This window comes from Verrucomicrobiota bacterium, assembly GCA_038744685.1.
Classification (GTDB): domain Bacteria; phylum Verrucomicrobiota; class Verrucomicrobiia; order Opitutales; family Puniceicoccaceae; genus Puniceicoccus.
Window position 1 is genome coordinate 40902 of sequence record JBCDMB010000022.1, and the last position, 17633, is coordinate 58534.

The window sequence follows — 17633 nt, forward strand, 5'->3', positions numbered from 1 at the left end:
CACCGTAATGAAGGAGTTGTTGGAAAAACTGACGGGCAGGAGAGTTCTCGTTATCGGAGATGTTATGTTGGATCATTACATCTGGGGCGATGCGTCCCGAATTTCTCCGGAGGCACCCGTTCCCGTGGTCGATGTAACAAAGGATTCGTTCGCTGCTGGAGGAGCCGCAAACGTTGCTCTGAACATTGCCTCTCTGGGTGGCAGTGCAGTCCTTGCCGGTTGGACCGGAAAGGATGAGGCAGGCGTAAAATTGTCCGAAATCTTAACCGCTGCCAAAGTCGAGAGGTGCAACGGTTTTGTCTCCGAAAATCTTCCCACGATTCGGAAGACCCGAGTGATGGTGAGGAATCAACAGCTTTGCCGAATTGATCGGGAAGCAGATGCGGAAAGTTATCGTTTGGATGGCAAGGAAGCTCTGGACACTATTCAGTCTGCGGTATCCGATTGCGCAGCGGTCTTGTTGTCTGATTACGGCAAAGGAGCAGTGCGCGATGGCATCGTCGAGGCCGTTTTGAGAAAGGCAGAGCAACAAGGAGTTCCTGTCGCTCTTGACCCAAAGCCACGGAGGAGGCTTCGGTTTTCAGGAATTGACGTGATCACCCCGAACCGGACGGAAGCACTTGAATTGGCTGGTTTTTCCTCTCAGCACCGGGGCGCCTTCCCGTATGAGGAGGTTTGCGCTCAAATTTGGGAAAATTATCAGCCAGGCAGTCTGGTCATTACTCTTGGAGCCGAGGGTATCCTCTTGAGCACGGAAGGTAGGGTTGACCAGATCATTCCCACTTATGCCCGGCAGGTGTTCGATGTCTCAGGGGCTGGAGATACAGTCATAGCTTCCCTGCTCCTCGCACTATCTGCTGGGGCTGATCTCGTGACGGCGGCACGGTTGGCGAATCTCGCTGCGGGTGTAGTCGTGGCGAAGGTGGGAACAGCAACAGTCAACAGCGAGGAGATACTGGATTTTCTGTCGCGGCACCCTGATCGCGATTTTGTTCAGGGGGCAGAGTCGTCTTTGTGAGTCCGGTGTCTCAGGGGGCTTTGTTTTTAGACCGGGATGGGACTTTGATCCGCGATCAGAATTACCTGTCTGATCCTTCTAAAGTGGAGCCGCTGCCGGGTGCTGGAGAAGCTCTCTTGCGTTGCAGAAAGGCGGGACTTTTACTTTTTTTATTTACCAACCAGAGCGGAATTGGACGGGGGTATTTCAGCATGGAAGATGCGGAGGCGTGTAATCGTGCGACCGAGGTGAGACTCGGGCTTACCGGCGGTTTTGACGAAATTTGTATCGCGCCTGAGACACCTGAAGATCCTCCGGTCTACCGGAAGCCGTCACCACGATTCATCTTGGAAATGATCGCTAAACACAATCTTGAGCCCTCGCGTGTTTGGATGATTGGAGATCGTGCATCTGACGTAGAGGCAGGTCTTGCTGCAGATGTCCATGGCGTTTTGATCGCCGAGCCAAACCGCCATAAAGAAAGTAAGTGGCCTGTGTTTTCTACGGTCGCTAAGTTCGTAGAGTGGCTGTTTACGACTGATGATCTGGTAGAAACGAATGGGGTAGTTTCATGAGTGTTTCGGAGGTTGATGGCAGGACGGTCGAATCTCTCTACCGGATCAGTAGTTTGGTTGGGGAAACCGATGATCCCCAAAGTGCCCTCTCGGTGATTTTGGAGGAGATGGTCAGGGTTTTCGGTGCAAGTAGTGCCTCGGTGGCTCTGATTCACCCGGACAGCCGCGAGCTCCGGATCGAGGCTGCCAGTGGCCTGCCGCAGGAGATTATTGATTTCCCGCTCAAATTAGGGATCGGAGTGACCGGTTGGGTTGCTTTGCATGGTGAACCGCTTCTCGTCACTGACACCCACAAAGATCCTCGCTACGTTGCAATTCGGACGGATATCCGGAGCGAGGTTGCCGTTCCGATGGAGGATAAAGGCCAGGTGATTGGAGTCGTGAACCTTGATAGCGACAAGCCCAATACCTTCTCTGATAAGGATGTTCTCCTTCTCCGTTTGCTGACGAGAGAGGCCACTCGAGCAATTCAGCAACTCTGGGTGGTTCGGCAGCTCCGGACCACTGTCCGCCAGATGGATGCTTTGCTGCAGGTCGGGCGTTCGATCATCTCCAAGACGGACCTGGGCACAATCCTCGACGCGATAGCGAAAGCTACCCGGGATTTAATCAACGCCCGATTCGCTGCGATCTTCCTTCTGGATGAAGCAGGAAAGTTCCTCGAGATGTATTCAATACGTGGTGACGGATGGGATGATCCTTACAGGGAGCGTTTGTCTCTTGATGAGAGCACTGTTGGTACTGCAATCAGGCACCGGAGGCAGGTGGAGGTTCTCGATTTAGCGCGGACAGAGGAGCACCACTTTGTGCCGATGGTTCAAAAGTTTGGACTGGTTTCGATGCTGGCAACTCCCTTGGTCTATGAAGATCGGGGAGTTGGAGTTCTTTGTGCGTACACCGACAAGGTTCATCGCTTCAATAACGATGAAAAGAAAGTGGTTTCGGGAATTGCCAGTCTTGGTGCGGTGGCGATTGAAAACTCACGCCTCTACCGCCGGATATTTGAAACGGAGGAGAAATTAAACCGTAATGACAAATTGACCACACTAGGGCTTTTATCTGCTGAGATTGCCCACGAGATCCGCAACCCGCTAACTGTGATGCAGCTACTCTTCAAGTCGGTTGATTTCGACTTTTCAGTAGAAGATCCCCGAAAGGAGGACGTTCGTATTATCGGGGAAAAAATCTCTCAGCTAGAGACGATCGTCAGCCGCGTTCTCGATTTCGGAAAGTCGGGAGATGGCATGCGCGGACGGTTTAAGGTGGAGGAGATCGTTCGGGAGACTTTGCAGTTGGTCAGAATGAAACTCTTTCAGTCGGATGTTCGACTTCGTTTCACCCGTCACCCGGATCTGAGGGATGCCGAAGTGGACGTGAACAAAGGCCAGATACAGCAGGCTCTGTTGAACCTGATTATCAATGCCATCGAAGCGATGCCGAATGGTGGCGAAATCCGTGTCCGCCTGGACCCGGAAGAGGACCGGAAAGTGCGAATATCCATTGCGGATACGGGTGATGGAATTGCTCCCGAAATCGGAGACAGGATCTTCGAATCCTTTCTTACTGGGCGGAAAGATGGCTCCGGCTTGGGCCTTTCGATCGCTAAAAGGATCATACGTTCCCACCGAGGTAATATTGAGCTCATTTGGACGGGGGCGGAAGGCACGTGTTTCGATATAATTCTTCCGCTGGTTCGGTAGAAACTCGCGGAACGGAAGGGGTGCAATTTCTTGTTACGGCAATGTAACAGATGGAGCGGGCTTTGGCCTTGTTCCGCATGCGGGCGTCATCAATCAATGAGGGGCTGGCTGTTTCCAGCATCACTGATACTTAAAATCCACAATCAGAAAAAACTGAACGCATGAATCAGAAATTAAAACTCCTCTCTTCTGTTGGTTTGGCAGCAGGATTCGCGGTTTCGTCCGCAGTCGCTGACACGATCATCATCAAGGGTTCCGACACTCTCGGTGCCAAGATGATTCCTCAGATCGCAGAAGCCTTCAAGGTCCAGCACCCGACGATCGACTTCGCTATTGCAGCTGAAGGGTCTTCGACCGGTGTTGCGGCGATCATCGATGGTACTGCCGACATCGGAATGTCGAGCCGTGACGTTAAGGACTCCGAAATGGCGAAGGCAGAAGCGAATGGTGTAAACATCATGAAGACCACGGTTGGTCTTGATGGAATCGCTATCATCGTGAATGAGTCGAACCCGATCACGGACATCACTTTGGATCAGGTGGAAGAGATTTTCACTGGGGATACCACTGACTGGGCATCGATGACTGGAAAGCCCGGTCAGATCTCGACGTACACTCGCAACACCGCTTCCGGCACCTACGCTGTGTTTAAGGAAATGGGAATGGACGGTCGCGAGTATGCTCCAAACGCCCAGAAAATGGCCGGTAACGAGCAAATCGCTTCTGAAGTCGCCAACAATCCGAATGGGATTGGCTATGTGGGACTCGCCTACATCAACACTCCTGGCGTCAAGGTTGTCCCAGTCGACGGACTTGCTCCTGACAATCCCAAATATCCAATGGCTCGCCCACTATTCGTTCTCACCAACGGCTTTCCGACCGAAACGGATGTGGCGCAGTTCATGAACTTCTCTCTCAGCCTTGCTGGTCAACAGATCGTTCGGAAGAACGACTTCATTCCCGTCAAGTAAGGGATCAAGGCAGTTTTGCTTTTTTGGAGGATCGTAGGCCTACCCCTGCGATCCTCTTTTTTTCCGAAATCGGAACAACCTTTAGGTTTTCTAGCTTTATCAGGAATCCTTTTCTAGAGTAAGACTCTTCAAACCCTTCCAACGGCACAATCTCAATGGCTGAGAAAAAATCCGAAACGAAAAGCGACTTTTCGAGCGATTCTCTTCGTAAATCCGATCGCTTTCGAGTTCTAGGCCTCGATAAGGGCGATTTCATTCGATACTTCTTCGGGAGTAACGCCTTTGTTGCTCTCCTGATCCTCGCTCTGATTACCATCTTCCTTTTCAAGGAAGGGGCAGGATTCTTCGGGCAGTACCGAGAGGATCTAACGGTATACCAGCGGGCCGGACTGCAATATGTCGACATCGTGGGAGAGCAGACGGGCGACTACATCGCGCTCAAGCAGTTCTACGACAAGATCCGCAACGACCAGATTGCGATCTTCTACAAACAGGGGATGGAGTTTGCCGAGGTGAAGGAGGAGCTCGCCGACGAGTTTGAGTTTGGCCAAGAGTTTACCGCGGCGGGCCGGCCCTTGGAGAGGTTGCTTTCCCGAATGCGCTCAGTTGCCAAGGAAACGAAAGACAATTTCTACGCGAATCAGTCGAATATCGAGCGAAGAGACAATTTGATTCGAAACGGTCAACCAGAGTTGGCTGCAAACATTTCCATCATTGATTTTACTGAAGAGTATTGGCGGGATCGGGTAGCCCCCCTGAAGGCTTTCTTCGACGAGTACATTGAAGTCACTTCTGCTTTGGAAAGCGAACTGGTTGCCCTGCAAAGTAAGGTTCCGGATGCGACGATTGAGAAATTCCAGAAAGACGTTGATCGCTTTCGAGAGCTTCTCCCTCAGTATCTGGATACTTTCCCAGGGTACATTGAAAAACTGGAGAACTGGAAGCAGTTTGAGAATGTTCCACTCTACAAGTCCGTCACCGCTTTTCTTTTCGGTAAAAAATGGCTGACTGGCACTGCTTGGCAGGAGTTTTACGGGATCATTCCTCTTTTTACCGGGTCATTTTTGATTGCGGTCATCGCAATCGGTATTTCGGTTCCCTTCAGCGTGGGCGCAGCGATCTACGTGAATCAGATTGCGACACGGAGGGAGCAGAACCTTATCAAACCCTACATCGAGTTCATTGAAGCGCTTCCCTCGGTAGTCCTTGGATTCTTCGGGATCGTAGTTTTTGGAGAGGTCCTGCAGAACCTGTTGGGCCTGGAGCAACGACTCAATGCGTTCGTCGCGGGAGTTCTTCTCGCCTTAATGGCAGTGCCAACGATTTTCACTTTGACAGAAGACGCGATCAATAACGTTCCCCGCGCCTTTAAAGAAGCGTCCTTTGCGATGGGTGCGACTTCGATGCAGACTACGCTCAGGGTTATTGTTCCGACTGCCCTTTCTGGCATCATCTCAGCGTGTCTTCTCGGATTTGGCCGCGTGATTGGAGAGACCATGGTCGTGCTCCTGGTCGCGGGAAATCGGATCAAGATTCCCGATCTTGGCTTAGGGCCAGCGATTATCTTTGAACCGGTCCATACGATGACGGGGATCATTGCTCAGGAACTTCCGGAGGTGGTTAACGGCAGTCTACACTATCGAGCGTTGTTTATGGTCGGTATTGTTCTCTTCTTCGTTGCACTAGTCATCAACTTTTTGGCGCAGAAAATCGTGAAACGCTTCAAGCTTTCAGCTGATTGAGGATATCCAATGGAAGATTCAATGACAGAAAAAGAAAAGGTCGAGAAGTCTCCCTTTGGTCGCAGGCCTACCCGGGCAAAGAGAGTTCAGGCGGTGTCCTTTTGGTTCTTTCGGGCGATTACCTACGGGATCATTCTTTTCGCAACTTATATTTTTGCCGATATCGCTTGGAACGGTTCAAAAACGATCTTCCGGGCTTCCTTCCCTTTCATAAATACTCAGTTCTTCACTGGCTTCCCGGAGACCCTTTACGTCTTTGATTGGTATACGGTAGAGGATGCAGAAGGAACCCAGGAGGTTTCCGGTGAGCAACTCAACCAGATGGTTCGCGCAGAGAATCGTGCCATTTCGCAGATCGACTATCATGACGGAAAGTTCACCTTCCTTTTCAACTTCGTTGAGCAACCTCCTTTGGATCCGGACGGGTTTTTCAAGTTTCTCAGCGACGAAGGAGTCAACTTAAAGATTACCTCCTACCAGGAGTATGAAAAGTCTTCGACCGTCTTTGATCAATGGAGAAGAGATAAGGGAATTCCTTTGACCGAGAGCTTGGGTTCGAAGGTGTTTGCCTACTCGGGAGGGGGAATTCTCCCGAATATCGTCGGAACCTTCTTGCTGACAATTGGTGCCGTCATCATCGCATTGATTCTCGGAACTCTGGCAGCAGTCTTCTTGAGCGAATATTCGAAGCCCGGCCGGACTCTCAGCACGATTCGGCTTTCGATTCTGAATCTTGCGGGTGTTCCCTCGATTGTCTTCGGGATCTTTGGTTTTGGTGCTTTCGTTCTTACGGCTCCGGTTTTCACAGATGATCCTCAGGAAGCTACGCTTTTCTCATTCAAGACTCCGATCAAGAACGTTCAGACGGTAGAAGTGGTTTCGATGGCAGAAGCGGAGGATCTCACGTCTGAGGCAGAGGTTTCCAGCTTCCCGGATGCAAAAGACTTTCAGGTCATCGTCGAACGGTGGAAACTCTTCGGGATTCCCTTGCCAGGAAAGGAAGTCGTTTCTTTGCGACCGTTTGGAGAGGGCACGCCCATTCCGAAGCCAGTTACGACAGCTTTAGGGTCAGTATCATTCAGTTTTGAAGGATGGAACGTCTCGCTTCTTGCGGGAGCCTTCACCCTCGCATTCATGGTACTACCGGTGATCATCGCGGCGAGTGAAGAATCGCTTCGAGCGATCCCGAAAGGCTTTCGAGAGGGTTCCTTGGCCTTGGGTGCCACGAAATGGACGTCGATCCGAACCAACGTCATTCCCTACGCCATGCCGGGGATTCTGACGTCATCGATCCTCGGTATCACGCGGGTAGCAGGTGAAACGGCGCCAATCATGTTTACGGCCGCGTTTGCCTCGGCTCCCGGAATGCCTTGGGACAAAGGGTTTTGGAATATGTTTATGGAGCCAGTCATGGCTCTTCCTTACCACATCTACGTAGTAAGCCTGAAAATACCCCAGAATGAATACACGGAAAAGATGCAGTACGGCACTGCATTCATCTTTATGATTATTGTCGGCCTGATCGCATTCGCGTCCATTGTTCTTCGGGTGAGAGCCCGTAAGAAGTATCAGTGGTAGGCCCCTAGATTTTCCATCGACGAATATAATGAGCGAGAACGACACCAATATTTCGACCGAAGCACCGACCATCATTGAGGTTGAAGACTTTAGTTTTGCCTATGGAGAGAAACAGGCTCTCTTCAACATCGACCTTGATATGAAGGAGCGTGAAGTGACCGCCTTCATCGGGCCGTCGGGTTGCGGGAAGAGCACACTTCTCCGCTGTATCAACCGGATGAACGATCTCGTCGCAGTTGCGCGAATCACGTCCGGTAAAATCAAGATTCGGGAGGTGAACATCAACCATGACGATATTGATGTGATTGAACTCCGAAAACGAGTGGGGATGGTGTTTCAAAAGTCCAATCCTTTCCCGAAGTCCATTTACGAGAATATTGCCTATGGACTTCGTATTCAGGGGATCAACAAGAGGTCCACCCTGGATGAAGTCGTGGAAAAGTGTCTGCGAGGAGCCGCTCTTTGGGATGAGGTGAAAGATCGGTTAAATGACAGTGCCTTGGGAATGTCCGGTGGCCAGCAGCAACGTCTTTGCATTGCCCGATCCCTCGCGGTTGAACCCGATATTCTCCTGATGGATGAACCCTGCTCCGCACTCGACCCGATCGCCACTGCGAAAGTGGAGGAACTGATCAGTGAGCTGAAAAAGGAATATACGATCGTTATCGTTACTCACAACATGCAACAGGCGACCCGGGTTTCGGACCGGACCGCTTTCTTTTACCTCGGGAAGCTGGTAGAGTATGATTCCACTGAGAAAATATTTATGAACCCCACTGAAGAACAGACGGAGGCTTACGTTTCCGGGCGCTTTGGGTAAGGAAGGACCGACCGGACACTTTAACAACTAATCTGATATGGAACGCAATTTTCACACCGAACTGGAAACCATTCGCCAAGATCTCGTTTTTATGGCCGAAAAGGCGATGCACAGCACCCGTAGAGCGATGGAAGCACTGGAACGCAAAGATGCCTCTATTGCCAGTGAGGTCATCGACCTTGATGGAGAGATTGACGAGCTCGAGCTGAAAATCGACCAAGAAGCCGTTCGTTACATGACTCTTTTTCAACCGGTCTCAGCCGATGTCCGCTTGATCGCGGTCGCGATCAAATGTTCACACGATCTCGAGCGGATAGGGGACGAAGCTTCCAGTATGGCAAAACGGATCGGCCGGATTTTGAATTCCGCTGCAAATGGTAATTCAGTACCGGATAACCTTGTCGCAGTTCCGCAGGCGGCATCCCTAGCTGTAGAGATGCTAAGGGAGTCGATTGAAGCTTTCATCGATGAAGATATTGAAAAGTGCGTTTCGATCATTCGGCGTGACAAGCAGGTGGATTCGATGAACCGAAGCAACTTTCAAGCGTTCACGGATATGCTTTCAGAAGGTAACCACAAGACTGAGACCCTTCTCGAGTTGGTCTTTATCTCAAAGTCTCTCGAGAGAATTGCAGATCATGCAACCAACATCGCTGAGGAAGTGATCTATCTCCACAGTGGTAGAGAGGTTCGGCATGCTGGTATCAAAAAGGGCAACATACCACCTGAACTCACCTCATAACTCACGTGTTATACCGTGGAATTGGCGGCAGGTTCGCCAACCTTTTGTAGTTTGTAGAGACGACCGTTCTGTCCCACTCTGGCGGCATGGTAGCGGTCTTTTCTCCGGCAAAAATCAATCTCTTTCTCGCGGTAACCGGAAAGCGGGACGATGGATTTCATGACCTGGTTTCGCTCGCCGCCCCTTTGGCCCATGGGGATGACCTCTCTGTTGAGATCATCTCTTCCGAATCAGACGAGCTTCAATGCTCGGACCCCAACACCCCTTTGGATGAATCGAATCTCGTTCTGCAAGCGGCACGGGAATTCAGGGTAGAGACTGGGATTTCGGCCCACTTTCGTTTTCGCCTTGAAAAGAGGATTCCCTTGGGTGGTGGATTTGGAGGAGGCAGTAGTAATGCGGTCGCTGCGATAAAGGCGATGAACCAGCTAGTGGATAGACCGCTGGACAAAGGCCGGATGCACCTGCTGGCCTCTGGGATTGGCTCTGACTGTCCGCTGTTTCTTTCTGGAGATCCAGTGATTATGCGGGGAAGGGGAGAACGGATAGAAGAACGCTCTGACTTACGGCCCCTCCTAGCCGACTGGAAAATCGCATTATTTGACCCGGGATTTCATGCCTCGACGGCTTTGCTTTTTCAGTCCTTGGCGAATGAGGCAGAATATGTTCCCGCAGAAAGGGCCGAAAGTGATCTTTCCTCATTGATCAAGAATCTCGAGGAAGGTAGTCTTGCGGGTCCCCTCACTAATAGTTTTTCTCGGCCGCTTCGAGCAAAGTACTTTTTCTACAATACTCTTTTCGATGAGTTCGAAGAATTGGGAATTTCTTCCTACGGGATTACTGGAAGCGGGAGCGGTTGCTTTGCTCTCTATCGCGAGAAAAGGGAGTTTGATGCTCTTTCTGGCCTTGAGAAGCGGTTGTTTGGAAGAAAAGGATTTATGATTGAAACCGAATTTCTCACTTCCGAAGATAGCCAGCGATAAGAAGGGGCCTCACTTCAATTCCTGTGTCCGACGAAACCAAAGAAATCGTAATGAACGGTATTCCGGCCGCGCCCGGAGTAGTGGTTGGCCCAGCTTTTGTTTACCGGCACCAGGAAGTGGATGTCCCGGTCTATCAGGTTCCCGAGTCGAGGAGGGAGCGGGAACAAGAACGTTTTGAAGAGGCTTTGCTGGCAACCCGATCCCAGATCCTTCGGGTGCGTCATGAGATTCAGGAAAAGATCGGGGAGTCCGAAGCGCAGATATTCGACGCTCACCTTTTAGTTTTGGAGGACAAGGCTCTCATTGATGAGACTATCACAGCGTTTGAAGAGACCGGAAACAATATCGAGCATTGTTTCGCATTGGTGGCGGATCGCTACATCGAATTTTTCGATTCGATGGAAGATGAGTATCTGAGGGAGAGAGTTGCGGATATTCGTGATGTCTCCAAGCGGGTATTGTCGAATCTTCTCGGGGAGACGAGCCTCGGTTCGATGGGGGCTGATGCTCTTTCTGAACCTCACGTTTTGATCTCGAACTCGATCAACGTTACCGATGTGGCTCAAGTAAGTCGGGAAAAGATCCTTGGGTTCGTTTCGGAGAGCGGAGGAAGAACGAGTCATGCGGTGATCATGGCCCGCTCGATGAAAGTGCCAGCGGTGGTCGGAGTCGAAGACGCCAGCGAGGTGATTGAGATTTCCGATACGGTCATCATAGATGGTTATGAAGGAATTCTTATTCTTAACCCTTCGGAGGAGACCCTTTATCGGTACGGACAGATTTCGAAGAAAAGGGATTCGATTCGGAAGATGTACGAGTCGAAGGTCGCCTTGCCCTCCGAGACGGTTGACGGTAGTAAGGTAAGAATATTTGCCAACATCGAAGAGGCAGGAGAGGTTTCCGCCGTCGTCGATAGTCGGGCCGAAGGTGTCGGTCTTTTCCGCACGGAAGGGATCGTTCTTCGGGAAAGACAGGCGCTTGCCTCTGAGGATCTCCAATTTGACCAATACCGGAGGGTGGTGGAGCAACTCGCTCCATTGCCGGTTGTGATTCGAAGCCTCGATTTGGGAGGGGATAAGGCGCTACCGGGCAACTTGTTTGGAAAGGAGGAGAATCCTTTCATGGGGTTCCGCGCAATCCGCTACTGTTTGAAAAACCCGGAGGTCTTCAAAGAGCAACTGAAAGCAGTTCTGCGGGCAGCCACTTACGGTAAGGCGAGGCTGATGTATCCAATGATTAGCGGAGTCCGAGAATTATTGGAGGCAAATCAGATTCTCGAAGAGGCCAAGGAAGAGTTGCGGGACAAAGGGATCAATTACCTAAAGGACATAGAGGTCGGTAGCATGATTGAGATTCCAAGTGCCGCTTATACGGCTGACGTGATCGCGGAGCACTGTTCTTTCCTCAGTATTGGGACCAACGATCTGATCCAGTATCTCTTGGCGGTTGATCGGGGAAATGACAGCATTGCTCATCTCTATGACCCGAGTCATCCGGCGGTGTTGCGCACGATCCAGACTATAATCCAACTAGCCCATGAGCAAGATACGCCTGTTGCCGTTTGTGGAGAGATGGCGAGTGATCCCTTGTATGTTCCGTTGCTTGTAGGAATGGGGGCAGACGAGCTGAGTATGTCTCCCAGTCTAATTCCGGAGGTGAAGTTTATGATTCGCCATATTTCGATCAACGATGCCCGCGATTTGGCGTCCGAAGTCTTGGAACTACGACGTCCCAGACAGATCTTCCGCAGACTTCGCGAATTCTACAAAGGAGTGGTTAGGGACACTGTGGGAGACGATATTTTCGGGTCAGCATAACTCGGGGCAGATTATTTGTAAATAATTTGTAAATAAAAGGGATTCGGGAATGTTTCGGATCTGAATGGCTCTTTTTCCTCGATAAATTGAACAATACGCGGGCAGAGGGGTCTCACTCTTTGAAACCGACTTTATCCGAGTTTTTCATGGTTTCAGTTTAGTTTGTTTTGTGCACTCGCACCCCTTCCGAAATGGAAGGGGTGCTTTTTTTTGGGACCAGGGAAAAATCACTTCCCTTCAAGGGCTTGTTCCACTCGGTCGGGGTCCAACTCCTTTTTGGTCTTCAGGCCCAAATCCTTCATCCTCTCTATCGTGCGTACGGCATTACCTCGGCCCGTGCTTAACTTCGCACTGGCGCTTTCATGTGCATCACTGGCTTGGCGAAGGCGTTTTCCGACCTCGTCGAGATCTGTCGTAAAACCTACAAATTTATCGTAGAGTTCACCGCCAAGCCGGGCAATTTCCAGAGCATTTCGGTTTTGTTTTTCCTGCCGCCACAGCGAAGCGACCGTTTTGAGAGTGGCGAGTAGAGTCGTCGGCGTTACCAACACGATCTTTTTGTTGAAGGCGTAGTCGAAGAGAGCAGCGTCGTTGCGGAGAGCTTCGACAAAGGCGGGTTCAATCGGAACGAAAAGGAGGACGATTTCGGGGGAGCTTAGACCTTCAATAGAGTCGTATTCTTTGCCAGCAAGGTTATCGATGTGTGAGCGGATGGACAATAGATGTTCCTTCAGGGCAGCCTTTCGTTCCTCGGCTCTTTGGCTCTCCGTCAGCCGAAGATAGGCCGTAAGCGAGACCTTGGCATCGATAATTAGGTGTTTGTCTTCAGGTAGGTAGACAATCACGTCTGGTTGCTTGCGGGTAGAATCGTCTCCAGTGTGGCTTTCCTGAACCCGGTATTCCTCTCCCTTTTGCAACCCAGAGCTTTCGAGAACCTTTTCCAGAATAAATTCACCCCACATCCCCTGCGACTTTTGTCCTTCGAGTGCACGGGTGAGATTGCGCGCCTCCTCGTTCATACTGGAGCTCGTCTCCTTCAGGTTCTTAAGCTGTTCGCGAAACTCTGTTTGATGAGTGATCCCTTGCTCCTTCAGGGAGATCACCGATTTGTGAAAGTCTTCGAGCTTCTGTCCGACCGGTTTCAGAATGCTTCCGAGTTTCTCTTCCTGAATCGCCGTCACCTTCTTTGAACTCTCGTGGAGTACTCGGTTTGCCAGGTTTTCGAATTCCTTCGTAAGGCGCTCGACTTCTTTATCCCGTTGAGCGGTCATTTGCTCGATTTTTTGCCGTTCGTTTTCTAGATCGGCAGTCAGCGAGGAGTTTTGCTTACTGAGCTCAACGGTGCGGCTGCGCTCGTTTTCGAGATCGGAGGCCAGCTGATCGGTCCGCTTCTGACACTCTTCCAGTTGAACCTGAATGCGGACCGCCGAGTCGAGCGACTGCTGCTGTTCATCGGACAAGGAGGAGGACTCCCGTCCTACTTTTCGACCAATAAAGAATAGAGCGATCGCAAGTGCCGCCAAAGCGATGACTGTAAAGGCAATAGCGACTGATTCCATAGCCTAGACGTGTCTCAATAATGGGGTAGGGTGCGCGAAGTGATCTTGGACTCCAGAGAGGTTGGGATCTTACTCTGCATACTTCGTCGGTACTTTTAACTGTCCACTATCTGAGCCAATGAACAAATCAGCACTGTGTTGCATAGGAGAATCGCTATCACTGAAGTATAGGGTCATCACCCAATCAATGGGTAGGCTGTAGCGATAATAGTTACCGTCCATGTCCTGAAGTTCACTTTGGTTGTCAGGATGTTCGGCATCAAAACGCATGAAACGATACCTCTTAATATCTTCGTTTGATACGTACTTGAGGAAGCTCAGGATGGTATCGATTCCCGAAGAATCGTCTTCATCTTTGTGCACGAAGGATGAAAGTTCCTCGTCATCCGATTTCTCCAGAGCAGATAGTAGCTGGGACACAAAGACCTTTTGTTCATCACTCATATCTCCGGGCACAAGATTTCCGTCCGTGTCCTCAACAAGATTAGAAAGAAACTTGTTCTCTTGGACGATTACCGTTGTGGGGAGGTATTCTCTCTCCTCATTGATCTGTGCTCTGATTCTTTCTGCGTCTTCCATGGAAAGTGGATTGCCGAATGAAACCGAATTCCCTGCAATCGAAGTGATCATGCCGTCTTCGACCTCAACAGTCACTTTACCCATAAATCCTTCTGCGATCTTCGATGAAACAATCATCTCCGAAGGGAAATCCGGATGGAGCGATTTTCCTACGGCTAAGACCTGAACAACGCTTCCGTCTGTCGGAGCGTGAAATTCGATCCAGTCAATTCCCGAATCCGGCGTAACGTGAACAAAATCAATCACGTCCCCCTTATCGTTAAGGGCAATCGCTGTTGCATTTGCATCGGTGAGTCCGGGTAACTCAAATTCGTTTTTCTTCTGACAGCCTGAAGCGGCCAGAAGTAAGGTTGAGAGCAGGACAAACTTTTTCATGATTGCGTGGTTTAATAGAAGAGGTTGCGGTCGAGACTTCGATACTGAATTGCCTCGAGAAGGTGGTTCGCCTGAATATCTGAAGACTGGTCCAAATCAGCGATGGTGCGCGACACTTTTAGGATCCGATCGTAAGCGCGCGCTGAGAGGGATAGCTCCTCCATGGCGTTTTGAAGGAGTCCACCCAATTCGGAGCTCAATGGACAGTGGGTCCGGATCTGGCGGTGCGACATGGTTGCGTTTGCGGTTGCCGCGGTGCCATGAAAGCGGGACTGCTGCACTGAACGCGCTTCAACCACCCGCTCGCGGATGGCCTTGGAAGTCTCACCGGTCTTCTCCTCGCGCAACTCCGCGAGGGTGAGTGCCGGAGCTTCCACGTGAATATCAATCCGATCGAGGAGGGGACCGCTGATTCTAGACCGATACCGTTGAATCTGCGCCGGCGTGCTTCGGGTTTCCCGTCCTTCCTGGCCTGTATATCCATCGGGTGTGGGATTCATAGCAGCAACCAGCATGATTGAAGCGGGGAGGGTAATCTTTCCTGCGCTGCGTGAAATGGTCACTTCACCGTCCTCCAAAGGTTGTCGTAACACTTCAAGGGTTGAGCGGCGAAATTCGGGAAGCTCGTCGAGAAACAGAACTCCATTGTGCGCGAGCGAGATTTCTCCTGGACCTGGGATAGAGCCCCCACCAAGAAGACCAACGTCGCTGATTGTGTGATGGGGAGAACGGAAAGGACGCTCAAACCAACGTTTTTGTGAATCGTTCCGGGTAATACCGGCTACCGAATGGATGCGAAGGATCTCAAGATACTCCTCAAGAGTTGGCTCTGGCATGATGGAGGAAATCCGTTTTGCCACCATTGATTTACCGGAACCTGGTGGCCCAATAATGAGCAGATTATGAGATCCAGCCACCGCGATCTCGACCGCCCTTCGCAAGCCGTGCTGCCCCTTGATTTCTGAAAAATCAAGGTCCTCTTCGACTGGACGGCGTCTGAGGAACGGGCTCTCTGCTGCAATTGCTGGCGAAATGGTCGCTGAGCCTTCGAGAAAGTGAACTGCCTGTTCGAGGGAATCGATCGGGAAGACGCGGATCCCCTCGACCAAGGCAGCCTCCTCAGCTGTCTTTCGCGGAAGAAGGATGCCTGCTTTTCCTTCCTGTCGGGCCAGAAGAGCAAGGGAAAGACCGCCCCGGATCGGACGAGTCTCACCGGATAGGCTCAACTCGCCCGCAATCAAATACTCTGAGAGGCTGTCTCCATTCATCTGGCTGGTAGATGCGAGGATTCCCAGCGCGATGGGAAGGTCAAAGCTCGGACCTTCTTTCCTCAAGTGTCCCGGAGCCAGATTGATCGTTGTCCTTGTTCGAGGCGCGTCAAACCCGCTGTTGCTTAGGGCGGAAGTCACTCTATCCTGCGACTCTTTTACAGCAGCGTCCGGAAGCCCGACCAAAACAAGGCGTGGATCCCCCGCCTCACCAGTGTTCACCTCGATCTGCACCGGAAGGCCATCGATACCCGATAACGCTCCCGACTGAACTACTGATAACATGATCACTAGTTAGGATACGTGCTTCAGGATGTCACGCAGAAACGTAGTTGATTGAGGGGCAATTCCTTTCGAAACGGTTTGTCGTTCTTACGATTGTAGATGTTTCTTGCTCTATCGTTTGGATTTGGCTTTCCTGCTCTGGGGTGATGCGAACTTCTAAAAAGACAATCGCAAACAGATCGAGGGTGCTCGTTTTTGCGTTTCTTGTTGGATTTCCCTCTTTTTCGACTGCCGCTGCTGAAGAGGACTTTCGTGAGTTTCCGGAAGGGACAATCTATCGTTTTGTTTTGGATCAACGTTCGGATATCCAGCCCGTAGAAGGAGGGCGGTTTTTAAGAATTCTATCCGAGAACGAGAGAAAGGAGACCTTTGAGAGAATCATCCGAAAGGATCGTGTTCAATCGATCACAAAGAAGGTTGGAGGTCTCCGAAGGGCTAATGATGGGGATATTCAAGTGAGATTTCTACCATTTGAGGATATGCAGGGAATCAGCTACATTGAGTTGATCATTGATGACAAACTGATGTCGATGGAAGAAGTTATCCAGATGTTCAGTGATTAGGATTGTGGGGTTTCTACCATTTCAATCAGAGGGTTCTTTGGGCGCACGCTGTTCTTGAATCAACTTTTTTACCTTGAGGTCGAATCCATCTTCCTCACCGGCTTCCTTCTGATGTTCCAGTTCCTCTTCGACAAACCTCTGTCGTTTTTCCACGAGTCGATTACCGTAGTTGTATGAGTGAGAGGAATTGCTGTATGAAGGCTATAAATTGCGAGGTCTGACCACGTCGAAAGAAACGTCGATCATTGATAATATGACGGCTTTATGCCGCGTAAGAAGAAGCCAGTCAAAGACCTTGTAGCAGTCAAGTTGGGGCAAACAATTTCAGAGCGTCGCAGGGTTCGCAAGCTTTCACAAGAACGACTTGCAGAATTAGCCGAACTTTCACGAGCATATATGGGATGCGTGGAACGTGGGGAATTTAACGCCAGCCTTCCAGCCCTGTATCGCATAGCAAAAGCTCTCAAATGGACGATGGCAGATATGTTTTTGCATGCTGACCTCTAAAAACAAGGATCACTACTCTTCTTGATTAGATTGGCTTAAACTAAGTTTTGTCAATAAGTCCTAACGAAAATAGGCTTGCACATCTTATGCGTGGTCTAACCATGCAGCCATTATGACATTTTTTGGCTTTTCCGTATGGAAAGACTATGGCTCGCTACACTGTATGGCTCCCGGCAATCCCTCCGATATTTGGAAGGCTATTTTTTTGTCCAAACCCCTAAAATTTGAGGGCTTTTCTGACTTTAAATATCCGTTTACAGCATTCCTTGAGGAACTGGATTTGACGGATGATTTGATAAGTCCCTTGCTGAAATACTATGCGCCCACCATCTCAATCCTTGTTAATTGCTGCCGCTGGAATCCGCGCCTTTGTCCATTATCCAGTAGTTCCGGCACATCTATTGGCAAGATAGCAAACACATCCAAAGACCAGGTCGCGTGGACAAATTCCGGATCGAGCTGAAAAAGAGATGTTCCAGGGCAAAATTCGGCTTTCGATCCAAGGCGAATCGAGATTCGTTGAGGTGAGAAAACGGATTTTGCGCCAAATCAGCTCGAATCCAGCCACGGGA

The 17633-nt window shown here is 50.5% G+C and carries 15 protein-coding genes; 12 read left to right on the forward strand and 3 right to left on the reverse strand.

The annotated features are described in order from the left end of the window. The first annotated feature begins 7 nt into the window (after positions 1 to 7). The 10 genes from AAGJ81_12080 (at position 8) to ptsP (ending at position 11925) form a co-directional block, all read left to right on the forward strand. Entirely contained in the window at positions 8 to 1018 is a 1011-nt protein-coding gene (locus AAGJ81_12080; protein MEM0966880.1) for a PfkB family carbohydrate kinase, read from the forward strand. Continuing rightward, positions 1015 to 1572 carry an HAD-IIIA family hydrolase gene (locus AAGJ81_12085; protein MEM0966881.1) on the forward strand — a complete coding sequence of 186 codons (558 nt, stop codon included), beginning with the start codon at positions 1015 to 1017 and terminating at the stop codon, positions 1570 to 1572. The genes AAGJ81_12080 and AAGJ81_12085 overlap by 4 nt, the downstream gene beginning before the upstream one ends. After that, positions 1569 to 3272 (forward strand): GAF domain-containing protein, encoded by a 1704-nt coding sequence (locus tag AAGJ81_12090; GenBank protein MEM0966882.1) that lies wholly within the window; start codon positions 1569 to 1571, stop codon positions 3270 to 3272. Before AAGJ81_12085 ends, AAGJ81_12090 begins: the two co-directional genes overlap by 4 nt. Before the next feature lie 161 nt (positions 3273 to 3433). Continuing rightward, complete coding sequence (locus tag AAGJ81_12095; GenBank protein MEM0966883.1) at positions 3434 to 4243, forward strand: phosphate ABC transporter substrate-binding protein; 810 nt, start codon at positions 3434 to 3436, stop codon at positions 4241 to 4243. Positions 4244 to 4398: 155 nt separating this feature from the next. Next, positions 4399 to 5985, forward strand: coding sequence for a phosphate ABC transporter permease subunit PstC (gene pstC / locus AAGJ81_12100; protein MEM0966884.1), 1587 nt, complete (start codon positions 4399 to 4401; stop codon positions 5983 to 5985). An 882-nt stretch (positions 5986 to 6867) separates the two neighbouring features. Continuing rightward, positions 6868 to 7563: an ABC transporter permease subunit gene (locus AAGJ81_12105; protein ID MEM0966885.1), complete on the forward strand. Its 696-nt coding sequence runs from the start codon at positions 6868 to 6870 to the stop codon at positions 7561 to 7563. 28 nt (positions 7564 to 7591) lie between these two features. Continuing rightward, positions 7592 to 8383 carry a phosphate ABC transporter ATP-binding protein PstB gene (gene pstB / locus AAGJ81_12110; GenBank protein ID MEM0966886.1) on the forward strand — a complete coding sequence of 264 codons (792 nt, stop codon included), beginning with the start codon at positions 7592 to 7594 and terminating at the stop codon, positions 8381 to 8383. Positions 8384 to 8420: 37 nt separating this feature from the next. After that, a complete protein-coding gene (gene phoU / locus AAGJ81_12115) occupies positions 8421 to 9125 on the forward strand; it encodes a phosphate signaling complex protein PhoU (GenBank protein MEM0966887.1) in 705 nt (234 codons plus the stop codon). Positions 9126 to 9211: 86 nt separating this feature from the next. Next, positions 9212 to 10108 carry a 4-(cytidine 5'-diphospho)-2-C-methyl-D-erythritol kinase gene (locus AAGJ81_12120; GenBank protein ID MEM0966888.1) on the forward strand — a complete coding sequence of 299 codons (897 nt, stop codon included), beginning with the start codon at positions 9212 to 9214 and terminating at the stop codon, positions 10106 to 10108. 50 nt (positions 10109 to 10158) lie between these two features. Then, positions 10159 to 11925 (forward strand): phosphoenolpyruvate--protein phosphotransferase, encoded by a 1767-nt coding sequence (gene ptsP / locus AAGJ81_12125; protein MEM0966889.1) that lies wholly within the window; start codon positions 10159 to 10161, stop codon positions 11923 to 11925. Positions 11926 to 12152: 227 nt separating this feature from the next. Here ptsP and AAGJ81_12130 read toward each other — a convergent pair whose 3' ends face one another. The 3 genes from AAGJ81_12130 to AAGJ81_12140 form a co-directional block, all read right to left on the reverse strand. Continuing rightward, complete coding sequence (locus AAGJ81_12130; protein MEM0966890.1) at positions 12153 to 13484, reverse strand: DNA recombination protein RmuC; 1332 nt, start codon at positions 13482 to 13484, stop codon at positions 12153 to 12155. Between the two features lie 69 nt (positions 13485 to 13553). Next, positions 13554 to 14438: a hypothetical protein gene (locus AAGJ81_12135; GenBank protein MEM0966891.1), complete on the reverse strand. Its 885-nt coding sequence runs from the start codon at positions 14436 to 14438 to the stop codon at positions 13554 to 13556. A gap of 11 nt (positions 14439 to 14449) precedes the next feature. Continuing rightward, positions 14450 to 15991, reverse strand: coding sequence for a YifB family Mg chelatase-like AAA ATPase (locus AAGJ81_12140; protein ID MEM0966892.1), 1542 nt, complete (start codon positions 15989 to 15991; stop codon positions 14450 to 14452). A gap of 146 nt (positions 15992 to 16137) precedes the next feature. Here AAGJ81_12140 and AAGJ81_12145 point away from each other — a divergent pair, with 146 nt between their 5' ends. Together AAGJ81_12145 and AAGJ81_12150 are read left to right on the forward strand one after the other, a co-directional pair. Next, complete coding sequence (locus tag AAGJ81_12145; GenBank protein ID MEM0966893.1) at positions 16138 to 16554, forward strand: hypothetical protein; 417 nt, start codon at positions 16138 to 16140, stop codon at positions 16552 to 16554. Between the two features lie 264 nt (positions 16555 to 16818). After that, the gene (locus tag AAGJ81_12150; protein ID MEM0966894.1) at positions 16819 to 17061 is read left to right on the forward strand and encodes a helix-turn-helix transcriptional regulator; all 243 of its coding nucleotides are present in this window, start codon (positions 16819 to 16821) and stop codon (positions 17059 to 17061) included. Positions 17062 to 17633: the final 572 nt, after the last annotated feature.